At 39.4% G+C, this 20028-nt stretch carries 17 protein-coding genes and 3 other annotated features; of the genes, 1 reads left to right on the top strand and 16 read right to left on the bottom strand.

All coding sequences use genetic code 11. The features are described 5' to 3' along the window. Positions 1 to 8: 8 nt before the first annotated feature. The 4 genes from R2R35_RS14960 to R2R35_RS14945 all read right to left on the bottom strand — a co-directional run bounded on the left by R2R35_RS14960 (position 9) and on the right by R2R35_RS14945 (position 5275). Positions 9 to 1262: an S-layer homology domain-containing protein gene (locus tag R2R35_RS14960; RefSeq protein ID WP_317730625.1), complete on the bottom strand. Its 1254-nt coding sequence runs from the start codon at positions 1260 to 1262 to the stop codon at positions 9 to 11. An 805-nt stretch (positions 1263 to 2067) separates the two neighbouring features. Then, positions 2068 to 2229, bottom strand: a complete 162-nt coding sequence (locus R2R35_RS14955) for a hypothetical protein (protein ID WP_317730623.1) — start codon at positions 2227 to 2229, stop codon at positions 2068 to 2070. A 160-nt stretch (positions 2230 to 2389) separates the two neighbouring features. Further along, entirely contained in the window at positions 2390 to 3763 is a 1374-nt protein-coding gene (locus tag R2R35_RS14950) for a glycine--tRNA ligase (RefSeq protein WP_317730622.1), read from the bottom strand. Positions 3764 to 4048: 285 nt separating this feature from the next. Continuing rightward, positions 4049 to 4298 (bottom strand) — a binding site (T-box leader). Between the two features lie 56 nt (positions 4299 to 4354). Beyond that, positions 4355 to 5275 carry a DUF3795 domain-containing protein gene (locus tag R2R35_RS14945; protein WP_317730621.1) on the bottom strand — a complete coding sequence of 307 codons (921 nt, stop codon included), beginning with the start codon at positions 5273 to 5275 and terminating at the stop codon, positions 4355 to 4357. 496 nt (positions 5276 to 5771) lie between these two features. Here R2R35_RS14945 and ymfI point away from each other — a divergent pair, with 496 nt between their 5' ends. After that, positions 5772 to 6503: an elongation factor P 5-aminopentanone reductase gene (gene ymfI / locus R2R35_RS14940; protein WP_317730620.1), complete on the top strand. Its 732-nt coding sequence runs from the start codon at positions 5772 to 5774 to the stop codon at positions 6501 to 6503. Positions 6504 to 6792: 289 nt separating this feature from the next. Here the strand turns inward: ymfI and R2R35_RS14935 are convergent, their stop codons facing one another. From R2R35_RS14935 to R2R35_RS14880, 12 genes are all read right to left on the bottom strand, one after another. After that, the gene (locus R2R35_RS14935; protein WP_317730619.1) at positions 6793 to 7872 is read right to left on the bottom strand and encodes a PocR ligand-binding domain-containing protein; all 1080 of its coding nucleotides are present in this window, start codon (positions 7870 to 7872) and stop codon (positions 6793 to 6795) included. A 143-nt stretch (positions 7873 to 8015) separates the two neighbouring features. Then, positions 8016 to 8564 carry a GNAT family N-acetyltransferase gene (locus tag R2R35_RS14930; protein ID WP_317730618.1) on the bottom strand — a complete coding sequence of 183 codons (549 nt, stop codon included), beginning with the start codon at positions 8562 to 8564 and terminating at the stop codon, positions 8016 to 8018. 4 nt (positions 8565 to 8568) lie between these two features. After that, positions 8569 to 9366, bottom strand: coding sequence for a class I SAM-dependent methyltransferase (locus R2R35_RS14925; RefSeq protein ID WP_317730617.1), 798 nt, complete (start codon positions 9364 to 9366; stop codon positions 8569 to 8571). 105 nt (positions 9367 to 9471) lie between these two features. After that, positions 9472 to 9621: a hypothetical protein gene (locus R2R35_RS14920; RefSeq protein ID WP_317730616.1), complete on the bottom strand. Its 150-nt coding sequence runs from the start codon at positions 9619 to 9621 to the stop codon at positions 9472 to 9474. Positions 9622 to 9775: 154 nt separating this feature from the next. Then, positions 9776 to 11260 (bottom strand): lysine--tRNA ligase, encoded by a 1485-nt coding sequence (gene lysS, locus R2R35_RS14915; RefSeq protein ID WP_317730615.1) that lies wholly within the window; start codon positions 11258 to 11260, stop codon positions 9776 to 9778. 567 nt (positions 11261 to 11827) lie between these two features. Beyond that, positions 11828 to 12098: a binding site (T-box leader), on the bottom strand. A gap of 101 nt (positions 12099 to 12199) precedes the next feature. Then, positions 12200 to 12619: a hypothetical protein gene (locus R2R35_RS14910; protein ID WP_317730614.1), complete on the bottom strand. Its 420-nt coding sequence runs from the start codon at positions 12617 to 12619 to the stop codon at positions 12200 to 12202. After that, on the bottom strand, positions 12567 to 13955 hold the full coding sequence (locus R2R35_RS14905) for a helix-turn-helix domain-containing protein (RefSeq protein ID WP_317730613.1): 1389 nt from the start codon (positions 13953 to 13955) through the stop codon (positions 12567 to 12569). Before R2R35_RS14905 ends, R2R35_RS14910 begins: the two co-directional genes overlap by 53 nt. Before the next feature lie 297 nt (positions 13956 to 14252). Beyond that, positions 14253 to 14777 (bottom strand): acetolactate synthase small subunit, encoded by a 525-nt coding sequence (ilvN, locus tag R2R35_RS14900; protein ID WP_331670143.1) that lies wholly within the window; start codon positions 14775 to 14777, stop codon positions 14253 to 14255. Positions 14778 to 14989: 212 nt separating this feature from the next. Further along, on the bottom strand, positions 14990 to 16711 hold the full coding sequence (gene ilvB / locus R2R35_RS14895) for a biosynthetic-type acetolactate synthase large subunit (protein WP_317730612.1): 1722 nt from the start codon (positions 16709 to 16711) through the stop codon (positions 14990 to 14992). Positions 16712 to 16824: 113 nt separating this feature from the next. Then, positions 16825 to 17120: a binding site (T-box leader), on the bottom strand. 413 nt (positions 17121 to 17533) lie between these two features. Continuing rightward, the gene (locus tag R2R35_RS14890) at positions 17534 to 18103 is read right to left on the bottom strand and encodes a GNAT family N-acetyltransferase (RefSeq protein ID WP_317730611.1); all 570 of its coding nucleotides are present in this window, start codon (positions 18101 to 18103) and stop codon (positions 17534 to 17536) included. A gap of 408 nt (positions 18104 to 18511) precedes the next feature. Beyond that, positions 18512 to 19270, bottom strand: a complete 759-nt coding sequence (locus R2R35_RS14885) for a tyrosine-protein phosphatase (RefSeq protein WP_317730610.1) — start codon at positions 19268 to 19270, stop codon at positions 18512 to 18514. A gap of 273 nt (positions 19271 to 19543) precedes the next feature. Further along, a complete protein-coding gene (locus R2R35_RS14880; RefSeq protein WP_317730609.1) occupies positions 19544 to 20020 on the bottom strand; it encodes an SAM-dependent methyltransferase in 477 nt (158 codons plus the stop codon). Between the last annotated feature and the right edge of the window lie 8 nt (positions 20021 to 20028).

Below are 20028 nucleotides of genomic sequence, written 5' to 3'. Positions count from 1 at the left end.
TATCTCCTTTACTCTCCTTTGTAATAATAGTCATTTAGTGAGTCATCAAATATTGCAAAGTCACTTCCATTACTACTCCCATTACCTGTTGCAAGTTCTATATCATAAATTCCTTCAAACCACTTATCTCTACTTAAACCTGGTAAATATATTGTCTGCCTTGCAAAAAATAAATCTTCCTGAACCTTCTTTTCACCTGGAAAAGAGATTTTAAATTTAACATATGCTCTAACTCTATAACTTTGATCAAAATATAATGAAGATGGTTCAACGGATATCACAGAACTTTTAATTACTATCTGATTTTTTTTCACATAATTCATGTATTCTTTTATATCATCTGTTGTTTTTTTATTAGAAGATTCATTTTTATATACAAAATAAGTACTACGTAAATTATTTACCCAGGTACTATTGATGGTACGGTAATCAACGTTTAAACGATATTTTAAATTATTCTCAACTTTTTTCATCCAATCATCTACATAGATACACATTCCTGTTTTATCTATTTCTAAGGAATCCATCGCTGTAGTAATTTTAGCTGACGAAGCATAGTCTTTTCCTTCTACTGGCTTCCAGGTATATGTAGCAAGTTGATATTGGTATTTCATTTCATAAAAGGAATTTGGGAAAGCTTCCAGGATATAGGGATAACTTTTTGCATTTTTAGGTAAGTTCGTTGTTCGGATCAGCTGACCATCTGGACTTAACTTTGCTCTGCCTTTTGTGTTTGTAAGCAAAGATACAACTTTTTTTGCATCTGCAGTAGTCAAGTAATCGTATCCGTTAAACGCTCTATTCTGTATGTACATTCCATTGCTTTTTCCAACAATAAGACCTTTTGCATAAACCTTTCCTACCGCTTCTCTTTTACCTGCAGGTATCTTTTTTATGTCAGAGATCCTTTTTTCCAAGATAACTGCCAACAGTTCCGGATCAACTTTATCACCATTTAAATATTCATCAGCACGATTAAGAAGAACAGCCGCATCCACTCTTGTTAGATCAGCTTTATAATCTTTGAAATCCCCTTCTTTAACTATTCCGGCAGCTAATGCTGCTTTTAAATAAGGGCTGTTGGCTGTAGTATCTGCTTCAAGTCCTACGGCAGGTACCAGCAGCTTGATAAAATTATAGATTTTAATTTTATTACTTGCTGCCGCCGTTGCCGGCTGTACTGGTGCTATAATACATGAAAATATAATTATTAACACTAGCAATAGGCTTATACCTTTGTTTTTTAGTATTTTCGTAGTCATTATAATAGTCCCTCCATCCTCTTTCTTTTGTATAAAATAATTATATTGTATATAGAATAGTTTTATATAAATAATTCTTATTCGAACATAGAAAACCTCTATCAAATACTTCAATACGTAATATTATTTCACTTATTCATCTTTTTCTAGCTATTGATTTTCAAACATTGTGTCTGGAACTATTCTATTTTTCATTCATATTTTTTACTAATTTTACCACATTGGGTTTTAAATGACTATACTCATAATCGTTTTATTTCGAGATTTTTTTACATTAAATTAGCTATGTAATTAAATTGTTTCTATTAATTTTTGATAATTGAATGGAATTGGTTAAGCAGAATTAACTTAGTGTAAATCAAGAATGAATAATATTAATTTTAGACATTTAAGACTCAATTAGATAGTGCGATATAATTATAATTATTAATCAATAATATCTACCGTTCATTTCTTACTAAATATAGTAGCATTATTTTAAAAAAATTAAGCAAAAAACCTATAAAATATTATAACATATATTTCCACTTTAAGCAAGTATTGCTTCATTATATTTGGTACTTCTTTATCTGATACTTCAAACTTTTTTCTATCTTTTTCTATTTTATGTTTTTTGAATTCTATACTTTTTCTATTTTCCATTTTTTCTATTTTATATTTTATAATGTATCCCTAACAATGGACACGTATTTAGTGAAGACCTATCTTTCAGACATCCTAACAAAATAGATTCTTCGTTATGGACACTCATTTTTTTATTTTGTATTTTTTCAATATTGTATTTGTGTTTTACTGTTTCATGTTTCTATGTCATATTTTTTATTTCATGTCTTTTTATTTCATGTCTTTTTATTTCATGTCTTTTTATTTCATGTTTTTTCATTCCATGTTTTTTCATTCCATACTTCAACATATTTTGATTTCCATCCTCACCGGTCCCAACTACCTCAACCGTTTCATAGAGCATATTCCATCATAGTTTATGTCCCATCCCCAGGACACAAATTATCAATAAGAACATATCGCATAGTACATAATACATGTATCATAATACGGTATGTTCTTATTAAATATTATTATAATCCATCAAACAAATCTATCTATTTTATGAATCCATCAATCACCTGCTACTCAAAATCAAATTCTCCCTCAAAATAGTCCTTTAGCTCTGTATAAGGCATCTTGACCTGAGTCATGGTGTCTCTGTCTCTGATGGTTACAACTCCTGCATCTAAGGTCTCATCATCTATTGTAATTGCATAAGGTGTACCAATGGCATCACCCCTACGATATCGTTTACCAATATTTCCGGCATCGTCATAGGTTACCATATATCTCTTCTTCAAAGCATTGTATATTTCTGTAGCCTTCTCTCCATGACGTTTTTTGATCAAAGGCAGGATATTTATCTTAATCGGCGCAAGAGCCGGTGGAATGCGAAGCACCAGTCTGGTGTCTCCTTTATCCAGTTCTTCCTCTGCAAGAGATTCCAGCAATACCGCAAGTACGACTCTATCTACTCCATAGGTGGATTCAACAATATAAGGAATGAACCTTTCCTTGGTCTCTTCCTCGTAATATTCAAGGTTTTTTCCGGAATACTCCTGATGCTTTGTCAGGTCAAAATCTGTACGGTTATGGGTACCGTTGATTTCTCCCCAGCCAAAGGGAAAGAGATATTCGATGTCACAGGCTGCTTTTGCATAGTGGGCAAGTTTTTCATGGTCATGAAACCTTAAATGCTCCCTGTCTAAACCCAGGAATTGAAAGAACGAAATACCATAGTTTTTAAAATTCTCATAAAGCTCCTCATCCTCTCCTTTTTTACAAAAGGTCTGATATTCCATCTGTTCAAATTCTATGGTACGAAAAGTGAAGTTACCGGGTGTGATCTCATTTCGAAAAGCTTTTCCGATCTGACCAATTCCAAAGGGCAGTTTGGTACGCATGGTCCTCATTACATTCAGAAAATTTACATACTCTCCCTGGGCATTTTCCGGCCTCAGATATATAGTGGCAGAAGTATCTTCCGTTACTCCCCTCTGTGTGGCAAACATAAGGTTAAATTGTCTTATATCCGTATAATCCGATTTGCCGCATTTTGGACAGGGTATCTTCTTCTCCTGTATATAATGAAGCATTTCCTCCTGGGTCATGGTATCCGCATTTATTTCATCTGTATATTCATTTATCAGATTATCAGCCCGATGTCTTGCTTTACAGCTTTTACAGTCTAATAAAGGATCTGAAAAGCCTGCCAGATGTCCACTTGCTTCCCATACAGTGGGATTCATCAGAATATCCGAATCCAATTCGTAACTGTTATCTCTTAACTGTATAAAATAATATCTCCAGGCTTCCTTGATATTGTTCTTCAGCCTTGTTCCAAGAGGACCGTAATCCCAGGTATTGGCAAGCCCTCCGTATATTTCACTTCCCCTGAAAATAAATCCGTACTGACTGCAATATGCTGATAAATCCTCCATTGTAAATTTCTTCATAATAAAACCTCCTTTTTTCTGATTGGTTTTTAATACGAGTCACAAACTATAGGCGTTAAGATCCCTTTATGATTATAAGCTTTTACCGGCAGTTATCTGATAAATTGTCACAAATAGCAATTCCCACTTTAACACACAATATAATTTTCCCAAAAAGGAGCATAGTCGCTCTTTCGTAGGACTCTCCGTCTGGAGTGGAGGGTTAGAAATATTGGAAAATCTCCTGACCTATTACATGGATTCCCTTCCCTATTGCATAAAAAAAGCCCTAAGCAATCAATAATTGCTTAGGGCGAACATATCTGTCCGTGGTACCACCTAAATTCAGGATAACCTGCACTCTATTACGGTACGAGTATACACTTTATACCGCTTTCCCTGGTAACGGTGGAAGTTCCGTTGGCCTCTACTTGGGTCTCCCCGTTCAATCCACAGCTTAAGGGCGCCTTCCCTGCACTTTTTCATGAAGATTCACACCGACCATCTTCTCTCTGTTATCAAAGCAGCAGTTACTTTTCCCTGTCATAGCCTTTTCGTATTGGATGTATTTTATCACAGCTCGCTCTTGTAGGCAAGAGGAAAATGCACTTTTCATATCTCTCTTTTTCTCATCCAGTAATGTTCTCTGCCCTCTATCTCTACCGGTGCAAATCCACTTTTACCAGAGGCTGCTAAACGCTCAAATGCCTCCGGTTTTACTTTATGCAATACCATTTCACTATGATAAATATCAAAAAATATGTGGCTGGATATTTCAAGCAGCTCTCTTAAATAGTTTTCTTTCTCAAAATCCGATAGAATATCCATTCTTAGGACACCAATATTCCGGTTTTTCTTCTGATATTTCCTGTCATAAGTTTCAACGCTTCCAATGACCTTTCCTGTTGGTTTATCTTGGACAGCAAAACGTATAAAATATCTATTGGCGTAGTCCTGATTAAGCCATCCCTCTATCACCTGCTCCATTCTGTCTGCAAAATCAAACTCTTCCGGCGGACAACCATCTCTGTTCATTAATTTTGAGACCATTGAATCTCTGTAACATATCCGTAATTCCTCCGCATCTTCTTTGGTAACAAGCCTAAGCTTAAATTGCTCCGTTTCATATACCGGACATTTTTCATAAGGGTTACAGCTGCCAAACTGCAGAAGCTCCATAATCTCATCCTCGGAATCCAGGCAGTCATAATCCCCTTTTCCTCCCTGGGGGTCATGATAGAGAATTCCATTGCTGTAATTCTCCCGTAAGCGTTCCAGCAGTGCTCTTTCTCCGAATTGTCCTGCATATTGATTAAAGGCTCTCACCCGTACATTTTGAAAGATTCCTTCCTTACAAGGATACTCGCTGCACTGGTAACACCCCTCCAACTCTTTCTCTGCTGCACAAGCATAAATAGCACAGGTACTCCTATTGTCACATCCCTTGGCTTTACATCCCGGACATTCCTCACTGCTACATAACACACAGGCCAGACCACACATAGCCAATCCTTTATTCTCATAATAACCCATTTTTATTACCTCCTTTTTAAAGAAGATAACATAGGAATAACGACAACTATCTGTCGCTATTTCAAAAATACTATATATATTTTTTGGTAACCTCTCCACCTAGTAGGTTCTAGTAACGATTTAGGCTCTACCGCGTAGGCTCTTCTCACATTTTAGATACTTCTCTCTTTTTGACTCTTTTCTCATATTAAAATTTCCTCACACAGTAAGCATTTCTCTCATTTTAAAATCATGTAATATACTAGGTTCTATTCGCATGTAATCCCTCCTCACACATTAAGCATTTCTCTCATTTTAAACTCTAGTCATATAATAAGCTCTTCTCACATGTAATTTCTCCTCACACATTAAGCATTTCTCTCATATCAAACTCTTCCAGCAAGCTGTTAATAAAGCGTCTAAATTGCAGTTCTGCCTATTCAGAGCTTCAATTGATTTGCAATCCTTGTCCTTTTCAGCTATAATCTATACCAATAAAGTTAATTCGGGAGGTCCTATGAAATCCAAAACCATACTGATAACCGGTGCTTCCAGAGGGATTGGAAAAGCGATTGCTTTGCGCTATGCCAAAGAAGGGTTCCGTATAGCTATAACCGGCAAAACCCATAAGAACGAACTGATGCGGACCAAAGCAGAGGTAGAGAGCCTTGGCTCGCCCTGTTTGGCTTATTTGGGTGATATGGGCAGTAATGCTGCCGTTTCAGAACTCTTTGGTCTAATCAGGAAAACCTTTGGCCCAGTACATGTACTGGTTAATAATGCTGGCATTTCTCACGTAGGGTTATTTACCGATACGGATATTGATACTTGGAATTCCATACTCTCCTCCAATCTTACATCCGTTTATAACTGCTGTAATCAGGCCGTCCCAGATATGATACGAGCCAAGCAAGGTAAAATTATCAATATCTCCTCTGTTTGGGGCATCAGCGGTGCCTCCTGCGAAGTAGCCTACTCTGCGTCTAAAGGCGGTATGAATGCTTTTACAAAAGCACTGGCAAAAGAACTTGCGCCCAGTAATATTCAGGTAAACGCCATAGCTTGCGGCGCCATTGACACCTCCATGAATTCTTTTTTATCCGTTACTGATAAAGAATCCTTGGAAGAGGAAATTCCGGCAGGCCGCATGGGGCGAACAGAGGAAGTAGCTGAACTCGTGTGGCAACTATCTGACGGAAACGATTATTTAAACGGACAGGTCATAGCTTTGGATGGTGCTTGGCTCTAAGGCAGAACTGGTTCATGCTATTTACAAAAAACTTTAATCTCAATCCATTTTACTGTAGTATCTCCCTTAACTAATATAGCTGGCTACTACAAATTTTCATTCATACCTTAAAATAAAAAAACTCTGTACGAGAGGAAAAACCCTTAAATGTCCCCACAAAGTTAGACCTGAACAATCTAACTTTGTGGAGACGGTTCACTTCGCACAAAGTCTTTTTATGTACTTCTTCTTATTCATTAATCAACTTTATCAGAATTTCTACCTTTCATTCGAACCAGATAAAACTCATCTAAAAATCAAACGCAGAATGCTGATAATTTGAAAGGTTATTCAACGTTTCTGCCATACTGACTATCTCATCTACAAACTCAACGATTGTCTTCATAGCCTCTTCCTGCTGCCTGGTAATTTCCAGGGTGGAGCTGCTCATATCACTAGTCTGAGCTACGGAGTTGTTAATCTGCGAAGTAAATTGCTGTATGCCATCAACTGCTTTTCTGGAATCGTCAGACATACGGTTGATCTCTTTTGCAACCACTGCAAAACCACGTCCGGCTTCTCCTGCCCTGGCAGCTTCTATGGAGGCATTGAGTCCAAGCATTTTAGTCTGATTCGCAAGACCTTTCACGTTCTCCGAGAGTTTCTCTATCTTTTCAGATACCGTACTTACATTCTTTATCTCATTGTTCAACTGAGACTGGTATTCCGTTACATTAGTGGCTGTAGCCGTTAATTCTTCCACAGTGGACATCATCTGGGTTACACTGTCGTAGAGCTTTTCCACAACGCCTTTTAGTATAAGCCTCTGATAACCCATTTGAGAGATCTCACTGGTAACAATAAATAACAAATCTGCTGCAGCTCTTAGCTGTTCCTCTGAGACAATCTTTACATTATCAAGTGCCTTCAAATACTCATCAGGATCTACTCCTATTTCCTCCGCTATCTTAATATATTTCTCTTTCTGCGGTGCCTCCGGCAGGACCTGCCCTCCCAGAACTGAGCCAATCTGCTTACCATTTATGATAATGGGTGCTCCAAAATCCATAAGGCCGCTGCCACAGTAATATACTGCCGGTTTACCGGTCCTTGCACTTTCCTTACCGCCGAAAGCATCACTTTCTCTGCATCTTCTTGCACCTTCCTTGGTCTGCCTGGAAAGCTTCATGCAAAAGTCCGTGAAATTAGATGGCTGTGTAACCGGTACACCATTATCATCCGTGGTCAATCCTGCTACTCCCATAGCCTTTGAAAATGCATCCTGAAACTTCTGCAAAAAATCCACACTAATAATCTCTGTTAATGAAATATTGTCCAGCTCCTGATAATTCCCTCTTCTGTCTTTGCTTCTTGCCGCATCATCTGTCATAATTGCTCCTATCCGCTTTGGGAAAATCCCTGCAATTTTATTGAATAACAATTTTAGACTGAACCAATATGCTCCATCCGCCATATTTAGGTATATTATACCAAATAATTCTTTGTTATTCAACCATATTGCGACATATTATACTATAATAAGACTTGTTTTGATGTTCTTTCATACAGATATTCCTTGGCTTCAAAATGTCTTTTTCCATCCATACTGTCATATGCCGTATCCTTTGTATAGCGAAACCCTAACTTTTCCATAACTTTTCCGGAATTGGGATTCTCCTTGGCGTGGTAGGCGAACAATCTTGTCTGCTCTAAATCCTTAACAGCGAACTCCAATATCTTTGCCACTGCTTCTGTTGTATATCCCTGGTTCCAGCAGTCTCTCATCAGGTTATAACCCACCGTGAACATGCCTCTCTCTTCCTTAAAATAGATTCCTCCGCTACCAATAAGTTTATTGTCAGATTTTCTTACAAATCCCCAATCATATTTGTCCTCTGCTGCTATGTTTGCTTGAATACTTTGAAGCCATTCCTTTGTTACCTCTATACCAGAATGGGTGCTCCAGCTCATATACTTTGCAACTTCGGGATCACTTGCCCAGTTCCTAAAGATTGCTTCTGCATCCGATTCTTTTAAAGGGCGAAGAAGAAGTCTTTCTGTTTCCAATACCGGTGTTAGCATAAATTCACTCCTTTCTCAGAATATCCAGGCTGTGATTAGTTGCACCAATCAAATCCTGCCTCTCACATATGGTTAAATGATATCTGATATAGTAATCAAATAATTCATCATCCATTTGTTCAATTACTTCTCTCATATAGTTGGTAGCACCGTCTGTGGCTATTAAGTTAACCCTTTTAACTCCCAGCCCTTTGGTCAGCTCCTTTATATCCTCTGTCCTTACCAGTTCAAAAAGATCCTTTGGTGTGGATAAACAATGAAAATCTTCTGTCAGCATGTTCTTCTCCAGACATTCTCTTAATTCGTTCTGTATAAAACAATACTGCAGCACCGTAGCGTCATTCATGCAGTATGCTGCCAAAATATAACCGCCTGATTTCGTAACCCGGATAGCCTCTCTTAACGCCTGTTTCTTCTCTTCTTCCTTATACAGGTGGTACATCGGCCCAAGCACTAATGTCATATCAAAGGTTTCATCCGGATATGCCGATAAATCCAAGACATTGCCTTGTATTGCAGTTATTTTATCTTCCTTTTTTATTTTGGACTTTAAAATATTCAGATTATGTTCTATTAACTCAACAGAATCTATCTGGTATCCTTCTCTGGCAAGGGCGATCGAATACCTTCCGGTACCTGCTCCAATCTCCAGAATACGGCATTCTGCCCGGTCTTTCTCTGGAAGATATTTGTGAATGTAGGTCATTGTGGTTAGATATTCCACCTGCCCGAATTTACGCAATAGCCTCCCTTCCTCATCATAGCCGCTGTAGTACTGTTCCAAATAATTGACTGCTTCCATTATGTACTCTCCTTTCAAAATTTACTGGGTGAATGTATTTAGTAAACAAAAAACCGGTGTCTGCTTCTACAAACACCGGTTAGATAATATACTTTTGGTCCTGTTTCAGAATATGGAAAGTTCCTCATGACCTGGTCCGGTATCTGTATTAAAAGATATACGAAGGGATGGCACGATAATATAACCGGCGTTAGCAGAGTAACTCCAGTTCATAAAATACACAACTTTTGTTATTTTCATGATTGCTTGTGCCATAGTGTCCTTCTTTCTGCCATTTACAGCGATATCTGTAATCCCGCATAGATGTATCTGTCAATAACAATTCCTTATATAAATACTTTTTAGTCATTATAATCATTTTACTGGAAATGTCAATTCTTTTCCATTTATTTATGATATAAGCTTGGAACTATTCCGTAAATTCTCCCTCATCCTCTACCGGTCTCATAAGCGGAAACAGTATCAGATCCTTCAGATTCTCTTCTCCTGTTAATACCTGAAGGATACGGTCAACACCCATACCCCAGCCGGAAATAGGCGGCATACCATACTCCATGGCAGTAATATAATCTTTGTCCATGACCATGGCCTCTTCATCCCCTTTCCCATGGGAAGCTGCCTGCTGCTGTAAACGCTTGTACTGCTCCATTGGATCGACCAGCTCGGAATAGCCGTTTATTACCTCTGCGCCGTTGACAATAAGCTGAAACCGATCGGTAATCTCTGCATTATCATCCTTTGCTCTAGCCAGCGGAGAAAGGTCAATGGGGTGTTCCACGAGAAATACCGGGCCTGTAAGCCTGGGTCTGCTCACCTTTTTATACAACTGGTCAATCAGATTTCCCCTTCCAAGGTTTTGAAGCTCCCCTGAGGTTTCCAGTTTGATATTCTGCCTTATAATTTCCTTAAGCAATTCCTCCGCACTCTGAAATTTATCGATATCAATACCACAGTCCCTCTCTATGAGCTCCTTAAAAGTCACCACCGGCCACTCTCCTTCAAAGCTGATCGTCTGCCCGTTTACATCAATTGTTTTACTGCCAAATACTTCATAGACAGCCTGTGCCAGGAGTCTTTGGGTAAACTTCATATTGTCCTGATAGTTGGCATATGCCAGATAGCATTCCAGCATGGTAAAATCCTGCAGATGCGTCGGGTCTATTCCTTCGTTTCGGAAACATCTGGCAAATTCAAATACTTTATTGAACCCGCCAACTACTGCCCTCTTTAGGTAAGTTTCTGGAGCAATACGAAGATACACCTCCATATCCAAGGCGTTATGATGAGAAGTAAAAGGCTTTGCAAGGGCGCCAGAAGGCTTGTTGATAAGTACCGGCGTCTCAATTTCAATATAAGCCTCCTCTTCCAGAAACCTTCTGACTGCCTTTACAAAGCTGCTCTTTAACAGGAATCTGTCCCTGGTTTTCTGGTTCATGATAAGATCCAGATATCTCTTACGGTAACAGCTGTCCTTGTCATTTAGTCCATGAAACTTTTCCGGCAGCGGCTTAAGCGCCTTCCCTAAAAAAGTAAACTGGTCTGCCCTTACGGTCTTCTCACCGGCCTGGGTAGTAAATATCTCGCCGGTTACTCCTACAAAATCTCCAAGATCCAGCTGCTTCTTAACAAATTGATAGACCTCTTCTCCCAATACATCCTTCTTTAGAGCAATCTGAACTCTGCCTTCAATATCTCCTAATACTCCAAAGGTAAGCTTTCCCATACGTCTAATGGACAGCAATCTGCCGGCTATACTAACTGCTTCGGTACCATCCGCTAGATTTCCTGCCTCCTTTAAGGAATGGGAAAGTGGAAATCTCTCCGGGTAGGGATTTAACGTCTCTCTTATCTGGTTTAACTTTTCTCTTCTTATAATTTCCTGTTCTGTTAACATATGTTCTCCTTCTATGCTTCTTTACACTTTTTAATTGTTAAGATTAAATTTTCTTTATTGTTTTGCATATTATGTCTTTCCATTTGCTATTTTTTCATTTAGTACTTTTGTATTAATTGTTTGTTCGTTTACTGTTTATTCGTTTATTGTTCGTTTATTACTGCTTCGTTTATTTTCCGTTCACTTATTTTCCGTTACTTATGTCTGTTACTTCTTGTCCGTTACTTGTTATCTGTTACTTGTTGTCTGTTACTTCTTGTCCGTTACTTGTTATCTGTTACTTGTTGTCTGTTCCTTGTTGTCTGTACTTCTTGTCTGTTACTTCTTGTCCGTTACAGTTGTCTGTTACTTGTTGTCTGTTCCTTGTTGTCTGTACTTCTTGTCTGTTACTTCTTGTCCGTTACAGTTGTCTGTTACTTGTTGTCTGTTACTTCTTGTCTGTTACTTCTTGTCTGTTACTTCTTGTCTGTGTGCTTATTGTTTATTGTATTTTTGCTTATTTATATATGTCCATGTCACCAAGAAAATAATTTCTTATAATAAAAAAAGCCCTCCTCCCTGATTTTATTCAAGGACGAGAGCTTATGCTTCGTGTTACCACCCTGTTTCATTCCTTTTTCGCAAAAGGAACCTCTTCAAGTACGGACCCCCGGCTTATTTGTCGTCGGTCGATACTCTGGCGCTGTAATGGGCGCTCCCATCGTAGCCTCAGGAGAATGTCTCTTTCGGTACGCGGCTCCGAGGCTTTTTTTCCACCATACCTTTTGCGCCTCTTCTCAGCAAACTGAGGCTCTCTGTGGCATCCATTATAGTGTACTCTTCTCTTCACTGCCTTTGATTTATAAATTTTTGTTATGATAGCATATATTTTTAAGTCTGTCAACATTCTGACTTTACTGCTATTCATTTAATAGAAACCAGCTTCTAAGTAACCACTTATTATTCAGCTCTTAATTCCTTAAGCACTTTCTCTGCAGCAACCACTATTACTCTCTCTCTATCCAGTACCTGCTTTAACAGCTCTGCCTGCTTTTTGCGAAAGTCTCTACTGAAATTTCTTCCCGTATCAATTTCATTATAATGCACCTTTTCTGTGGCTGTCTTCTTTGACTGTTCTCTGAACTTCTTAAGACTTTCTGCCATTTCATCATAATTTGTACTTAACAGATTAATTGACTCTTGATACTCCTCAGGAGCAAAAGCTGCCGCTTCCTTTAAATAAACCCCTGCACTTCTTCTGGCATCAATAAGATTTAAGAGGGTGGTATCATTGACACCGATTCTTCTTTCAATATCTTCGCACTTGCTATGAGTATCCCATAATTCTTCCTTTAACAGCCCCCCCAATCCATCTCTCATATGCTTCCTGTCCCTGGTAATAACCGTTCTGTTCAGATGCACGGAAAGACTTTGTCAATAACTCCAATGAAGCAAGCAAGCTTTCATAATCTGAAGGTTTATCTCTTCTTTCTCCGATATGTGTAATCAGAAAAGGCCAGAAATCCGCTTCCAAATAATCCATCCCTTTTTCTTTTAGCAACTCTCCGTCAAAATAAGTTCTGCAAAGGAGCGTCTTACCGTTATCTCTGTATCCGGTTATAACACCCCATTCCGGCGCAATCCTTAGGTTAATGGCAATAACAGGTTTTCCTTCATTAATGTCTGCAACAATTCTATGTCTCTCTGCTGTCCTTTCTTCTTTTCTAAGACGTTCAGCCCAGATTTGTTCATAGCCTGCCGCTTTAAAGAGGGGGGTGGAGTAATCATAGGCCACCAGTGCATCCACGGCGCTGTAATCCCAGATTTCTGTAAAGGCTATACGGTAGCAGGCACCGGAAAGTCCCATCAGCTGTTCGTAGGTCCATGTCTCTCCTAGATATTGAAAAGCTCTGGTCAGCGCTCCTGCCCAGGTACAGTCCATACCCTTTTCCCATTCCAGAGGAGCAATACCAGCCAGCTCTGCGCAGGAAGTATCTTTTCTGTATAAATCCTTCCCGTCTTTGGTATAACACAGCGCTTCACCTTCTCTGCAACAGACGACATGAACCCCTTCCCCGTTACTGTAGATCAGCGTTAGATATTCCTGTTTCTCAGTCTTTGTAGAACTCGGGAAACTCTCATGCCCTACAGGTATTTCCTTCCAGGCAAAATAATCATAGTGTTTTATCTTTACCATGCAATCCCTATAATCCTCCCGATTGCCATAGAATGCACCGATTATCTGCCTGTTGTCCTCCTTTTTGTACCTGCCTTCCTTAAGGTTCAGGGACAGAAAACCATCTTCCGTAACATAATCATGAAAGATTCCTTCCGGTGTTCGGTAAGTTACTGCCAGTATCTTAAGCCGCTCACTCTCCTTTATAAAACCCATGGTCTTTGCATTTGCACTGATGTAAAGAGCATTTCCATTGATATTGCTGTTAAGTATCCTTGTAACATCCACCTGAGTTTCTCCGTCCGTAAACACGGCTTCTAAAACAACCAGTTCCTGGGGTAATAACAGGGAATCTATTGAGGTTCCAAGAACACCTGCTATACCAGGTAACAGATAAGTTTCCGGAAGACTTTTACCGTTCTCCCATTTACTTACTGCCTGAGGCGTTACGTGAAGCAGCTCTGCAAAACGTTCACCTGTCAGATTCTTTGCTTTTCTTAATACCGCGATCCTGCTTCCGACTTTTTCATTCTCTATCATAATAGCTCCTATCTGTGTACGTTAACACATTTAAATACTCACTAACAGTAGTTATATTTTATTTTTACAATCTATTCTCCAATAGGATGTATCCATCCTCTGGTCTTAAGAAAGATACGATTGTAATGTAATGCTACAGCGCTGTATTTATACTATAATAGTTAATGGTGCCTTTTTCCATCTATTCAGGATTAAGTTTAAGAATTATTTCTAAACCACCGGTTGACTCTCATCAATATCTTCTCTGATTTGTTGTACTGCTAAAAGTGCCTGCGTTATTTCCTCCAGTAACTGCAACTACCTGTCTGCCATACTAATCGCTTCAATGGCCACACTTCCACCTTTGATTACCTCAATGCGGTTGGGAAAGGAATTCTTAAACAGCTTAATCAGCCCATTATTCTTGCTCTCCGTATGAACACACTCCAGAAGAAGATTACTGCGGTCACAGTCTATTACGGATATTCCATAAATCTGAGCGATGCGGAATACCTCCTCTTTCTCTCCTGCATTCAGACTGTTAACCTTAATAAATAATATTTCCTTCATGTGAATTGGTATATCAGTAAAATCCACTACCTTAATTACCTCAACACATCGGTTCAACTGTTTCTTAATCTGCTCAAAGGTACTCTCATCACTGGTAACACTGATGGTCATTCTGGAGATTGTCTCATCCTCCGTCTCGCCAACGGTTAAACTGTCCAGATTGTAGGATTTCCCAGAAAAAAGTCCGGAGATCTTTGCCAGAACTCCAATCTCATTTTCAACATAAAGAGAAATCCATCTCTTTTTTATGATATTCTCTGCTGCTTTTCCCATCTTTCTCCTGCCTTCCTCTATCTTATTATTCTGTACAACGTGCCTTTTCCTGAAAACTATTTATATTCAATTCTGAAAGACATCTCAACATAATTTGAGGTATTTTATACAATCTTCCATCCGTTACATAAATCCTACAATAAAATGCTTATTGATTATAGAATTGCAGCCCTTAATTTCTGAAATCGCTACAACCCCGATAATGTTTTTTTCTAATCCATTACCATTTCGCTTAAAGGTTTACCGGTAGGTACAATAGGGTATACATTGGCTTCTGGCTCTATGATGAATTCAATCAGCGTAGGGGCATCTGTCCTCTTAAGGGCAGCCTCCAGTGCTCCGTCAATATCCTCGGTTTTTTCTACCCGGATTCCTGCTGCATCATAGCTTTCCGCCAGTTTTACAAAATCAGGCGAATATTTCGGACAGCATTTTTCAGGATTCTTACAATCCTTAGCACAGCTTCTTCTGGCAGTGAGGCAGGTGTAGGCATAACGTCCTCCATAGAACATTTCCTGCCACTGCCTTACATTTCCAAGATACGAGTTGTTAAAGACGCAGAGAATCAAGGGAAGCTCCAAAGCTACTGCTGTTGCCATCTCCTGTATGTTCATCTGCATTCCGCCATCACCGGAAATACATACTACGGGAGTACCCGGGTTACCAAGCTGTGCTCCGATGGCAGCCGGTAGTCCGTAACCCATTGTGCCAAGTCCGCCGGAGGTCAGAAGCTTTCTGTTATGATCCAATTCAAGATACTGCGTGGTCCACATCTGATTCTGCCCTACATCCGTTACTACGATAAGATTTCTAAATTTTTCATTTATTTTATGAATAATTATTTCCGGCGTCATGCCTTCGTATTTCTTCATTTCCAGAGGATACTCCTGCTTCCAGCTCTGAACCTCTTCTGTCCACTCCTTAACAGGAAGCGCTTCCGCTTCCTCCAATATCTTTAAGATAGCGGTTTTGGCATCCGCTACGATAGGTATATCCACCTGAATATTTCTGGAGATGGAAGCCGCATCAATATCAATATGAATGATTGACGCCAGCTTGGCAAACTCCGTAATTTTTCCGGTTATACGGTCATTGAACCTGGTACCGATGGAAAAGAGCACATCGCATTCACTGATGGCACGATTGGCGGCATAATTACCATGAATTCCGATGTTGCCGATGTACAGAGGATGATTTGTAGGAATCGCACCTTTTCCCATTATGGTAGTAATTACAGGCATACCGGTAAGTTCAGCCAGGCGGGTAAACTCTCTGCCCGCATCGGCAATATTAACGCCGCCGCCTACTAAGAACAGAGGTTTCTTCGCCTGACTCAGTATACTCAGTGCTCTCCTTACCTGCCCTACATGGACCCCCGTATTAGGCTTATACCCTCTGATGGATACCTCCTTTGGATATTCGTCACTCCCCATAGCCTGCTGGATATCCTTTGGGAGGTCTACCACTACCGGCCCCGGTTTACCGGACCTTGCAATAAAGAAGGCTTCTTTGATAATCCTGCCAAGATCTTTTCTGTCTCTTACTGTTATGGCATGTTTACAAATATTCCTGGAGATACCTACAATATCTACCTCCTGAAAGGCATCGTTGCCGATAAGATGGGTGGGTACCTGTCCGGTAAAGCAAACCAAAGGAACACTGTCATAATTGGCAGTTGCAATACCGGTAACCAGATTGGTGGCACCTGGTCCGCTGGTAACCAGGCATACACCCACTTTACCTGTTGACCGGGCATAACCGTCTGCTGCATGTATTAACCCCTGCTCATGTCTTGGCAGAATTACCTCGATTCCCTCTGAATCATAAAGTGCATCAAACAAATCGATTACCTGTCCTCCCGGATAGGCAAAGAGCGTATCAACACCTTCTTCCTTCAGTGCTTTGATAAAAAGTGATGTTCCTTTCATTTCCATGGTTCTCCTCCTTCTAAACTGTACGGCACTTAATATACCGCAAATGGGATGCTATCATATTTCCTGTTATCTCATCCAAGTCAGACGCAAAAAAGCCCTAAGCTAAAGTTTTAGCTTAGGGCGAATAATTATCCGTGTTACCACCTAAATTCAGAGAAAGTTCTCTGCACTCATTACGATACGGACTCTTTTCATAGGGCTTAAAGATATCGATACCGCTTTCCGTGTAACGGCGGAAAATTCCGTTGAAGTCTACTAAAGAACTGCCTGTTTCCATAGGTTTACCAGTCGTTCCCGTTGGGTTCACTGCTCAAAGGCTACTTCCATACTTCCTGAATGAAGGCTTTCACCTGCCGCCTTCTCTCTGCAAATCGGATTCGTATGTACTCCTCCTTGTCACTGCATTTACTATATATATTTATCAACTTGTATATTTATTAGTTTACAATTTATCATATACACTTCCATCTGTCAACGTAAATTTGAAATACTTTTTTATTAATATTTTCGTACACAATCAGTACTTAATAAATAATCCCAAAATCAAAAAAACATATTACAAATGAGTGTCAGGAAAATTGTACAAACCAGAAAGAACGAATGCGCCTATGGAAAGGTTTAGAAGTCCTTTTCTCTGGATATTTTGTGCTATAATATAAAACCGATTGTCTGAGCGTAGCGAGTTATCGGTTTTATATTATGCCCAGCATAAAATATCCAGAGAATTAGGACTTCTTATACCTTGCAATCGAAGCATACGTTTTTCTGGTTTGTACAATTTGCCGTCCCCTTGCAACCCACTAACCTTTTGCCACCCATATTTTACTTCAGTTCCAAAAGCATAGCCTTCACATTGTCCTGGTCACCAATTTCCTTGAAACCGTTTTCCAGATACATATTTACACTCCCCCTATAATGGGTCTCCGCCGGTGTATCCGCAACTACGGGAAATGCAAGTAAATGGTCAAAACCTTTCTGCTTAAAATCTTCCACGGCATATTGTAGCAGTAATCTTGCCACACCCTGTCTCCGGTACTCAGGGTGTATCACATAACATATGGTACAACCTGTCCGTTTTCCCTCAATCAAATGGCCGACATCCTCTGACAGCCTCGGAAATCTTGCGATATCATTGGCACTGCACCAACCAATGCATTTATCCCCGTCAAAGGCAAGATACCCTTTCATATTTCCACTCCGTATATCCTCCAGGGCTTCTGCCTTGTTTGCCTCACCGCTTTTTGCTGCCCATTCTTCTATACTGCAATCGCTGTAATAAAAACGGCAGAAACAGGTTGCCCAATGAGGGGTAAGACTAAAGTCCAGATTTCCCAGAAAATCTGTAAATATCTCACCGTTGCCGCTATCCAGAGGTTTAACTATATAATTCATCCATTCCTTCTCCATTTTTGTTATTTTCGCTCATTCTATCAATTATGCAGCTCTTCGTCAAGGAAGGGTTTGATTTATAATTATTTTCTCCCGGTAAGGTAATATACCGCCACCTGGGTACGGCGGGACAGATTGCCTTTCTCAAGAATAGTACTGATATGATTCTTTTTTATTTTTTATTCTCAAAGTTTATAGTATCTTTCTTAATTGTTCACAATATCTTCAATATTCCTTCAAACTCTATACACATGTGAACGTTATAATAATATCATAAATTAAAGAAACAAACACACAAATATAATTTTAAATCGGGTAAATCAAGGCTCCCCAACCTTGTTGACATAAACTTTTTTTCATAAATGGCCGGCAGAAGAATTTCTGCCGGCCCCTCCTCTTTGTAAAGCTATTTTAGCGTAAATACCTATTTATGAGTTCCTGTTCTTCCTCTTTTGTCACCTTTAATGCCTTACTGATAAACTCAGAAAAAGAACCGTAATGTTTCTCAGCCGCAAGATAAGCCGCTTCCAGATAATCCGCTTTAACCGTCAGTGCCGTTTCTGCTATCTTACACCTTACCTCTGAAACGCCCTTCTTCCTTAATTTATGAAGCAGCATACTGTTTTCTGCTTTTCGTTGCTCATTTGTCTTTAGATAATCCAAAAATATATCTTCTTTTCTTACACCAAGGATGGTTAAAATAATCGCGGCTGCCAATCCGGTTCTGTCTTTTCCCGCAAAACAGTGAAACAGCAAAGCCCCTTCCTTCTGTGACAGCAGCAGGTCTATCAGTTTCCGGTAGCAGTTTACAGCCTCAGTGTTTTGTATCATCTGCTCATAAAGACCACGCATATAGAAGTCTACGGTATCTATATCCGGTATGGTCTCAAAACTTCCCATATCTGCGCCTGCCTCATGTATTGCTTTTATAACATCAATATTATGATAGACTGTACCCGTAATTTTGTCATTGGGACTCTCCTTGCATTCTTTTTCACCTCTTAAATCTACGATGGTGCGCAGTTGATATTCTTTTGTAAGTATTTCTTTATCTTCTTCTGATAACCTTACCAGTTCTCCCGATCGGAGCAGCCTGCAGGGACGTATCCGCCTGCCGCCATTGCCTTCTAAGCCCCCAAGATCCCTGAAATTTACCGGTCTGAAATTCATGAATATTTCCGCCTTTCTGTGCTTAAACCATAAGTCAGACTGTTACTGATTTTAAGTGTAACAAAACCCTCCTGTATAGTCAAATTATAAGGTCAATATTTCTCCCGAAAAATGTGTATGCTGTTTTTTTTGCAGAATTTCAGATGTTTAAAGCAGGTATAAGGGCAAAGAACAGATTTCAGAACCTTGATATGACCCCAATAAGCCAGGCGGAAAGTCCAACTTATTGGAGGTCCGTTCAACCTATTCTCTTTTTTGTGGATAGGTTATAAATTAAAAGTTAAACACTGTATTCCAATCAAAATCTCCTGAATCTTCTACATTTTTTGGCCAGCCGGAACACCAATCCGGCATTAATGGATTTTCTACCCTGTCCAGACTGGGTGTATACGGTTTGATATCTAATATCGGAGTACCATCCTCAGCATCTATATAAGCTAAATGGATGATTCCGTTTTCATAATCAACAGAAGTAATATAGCTGCACGTTAATCCAATTGGGTTTGGTCTCTCTGGTGAGCGGGTTGCAAAAGTTCCCAACAACTCTGGTGCATTTTTATAGGGACTTTTTTCAGTAAGTTTCGATCTGGCTTCAACATTATCACATCGATCAAACCACCAGAGCACATTAATATAACTAAAATCCTTAATATTTGTAAGTGCAGGAATATACTCCTTCGCTATTAATAATTTTATTCCATCGTCATTTACTTGTATTTTCCCTATTGCTTTTAAATTGAATTGTTCCATAAATAAAT

Origin of the sequence: Anaerocolumna sp. AGMB13020 (genome assembly GCF_033100115.1) — a bacterium.
Classification (GTDB): domain Bacteria; phylum Bacillota; class Clostridia; order Lachnospirales; family Lachnospiraceae; genus Anaerocolumna.
The sequence above is the reverse complement of the archived record's forward strand: the minus strand, read 5'-3'. Positions and strand labels throughout refer to the sequence as shown.

Excerpts from the sequence above, each read along its gene's own strand:
- R2R35_RS14920 (WP_317730616.1), bottom strand. The coding sequence starts at position 9,621 with ATGGCACAAGCAATCATGAAAATAACAAAAGTTGTGTATTTTATGAAC.
- R2R35_RS14950 (WP_317730622.1), bottom strand. The coding sequence starts at position 3,763 with ATGAAGAAATTTACAATGGAGGATTTATCAGCATATTGCAGTCAGTAC.
- R2R35_RS14885 (WP_317730610.1), bottom strand. The coding sequence starts at position 19,270 with ATGAATTTCAGACCGGTAAATTTCAGGGATCTTGGGGGCTTAGAAGGC.
- R2R35_RS14910 (WP_317730614.1), bottom strand. The coding sequence starts at position 12,619 with ATGAGAGATGGATTGGGGGGGCTGTTAAAGGAAGAATTATGGGATACT.
- R2R35_RS14880 (WP_317730609.1), bottom strand. The coding sequence starts at position 20,020 with ATGGAACAATTCAATTTAAAAGCAATAGGGAAAATACAAGTAAATGAC.
- R2R35_RS14925 (WP_317730617.1), bottom strand. The coding sequence starts at position 9,366 with ATGGAAGCAGTCAATTATTTGGAACAGTACTACAGCGGCTATGATGAG.
- R2R35_RS14960 (WP_317730625.1), bottom strand. The coding sequence starts at position 1,262 with ATGACTACGAAAATACTAAAAAACAAAGGTATAAGCCTATTGCTAGTG.
- ilvN (WP_331670143.1), bottom strand. The coding sequence starts at position 14,777 with ATGGGAAAAGCAGCAGAGAATATCATAAAAAAGAGATGGATTTCTCTT.
- R2R35_RS14890 (WP_317730611.1), bottom strand. The coding sequence starts at position 18,103 with ATGAATTATATAGTTAAACCTCTGGATAGCGGCAACGGTGAGATATTT.
- ilvB (WP_317730612.1), bottom strand. The coding sequence starts at position 16,711 with ATGGAAATGAAAGGAACATCACTTTTTATCAAAGCACTGAAGGAAGAA.
- R2R35_RS14955 (WP_317730623.1), bottom strand. The coding sequence starts at position 2,229 with ATGCTCTATGAAACGGTTGAGGTAGTTGGGACCGGTGAGGATGGAAAT.
- R2R35_RS14930 (WP_317730618.1), bottom strand. The coding sequence starts at position 8,564 with ATGCTAACACCGGTATTGGAAACAGAAAGACTTCTTCTTCGCCCTTTA.
- lysS (WP_317730615.1), bottom strand. The coding sequence starts at position 11,260 with ATGTTAACAGAACAGGAAATTATAAGAAGAGAAAAGTTAAACCAGATA.
- R2R35_RS14935 (WP_317730619.1), bottom strand. The coding sequence starts at position 7,872 with ATGACAGATGATGCGGCAAGAAGCAAAGACAGAAGAGGGAATTATCAG.
- R2R35_RS14905 (WP_317730613.1), bottom strand. The coding sequence starts at position 13,955 with ATGATAGAGAATGAAAAAGTCGGAAGCAGGATCGCGGTATTAAGAAAA.
- ymfI (WP_317730620.1), top strand. The coding sequence starts at position 5,772 with ATGAAATCCAAAACCATACTGATAACCGGTGCTTCCAGAGGGATTGGA.
- R2R35_RS14945 (WP_317730621.1), bottom strand. The coding sequence starts at position 5,275 with ATGGGTTATTATGAGAATAAAGGATTGGCTATGTGTGGTCTGGCCTGT.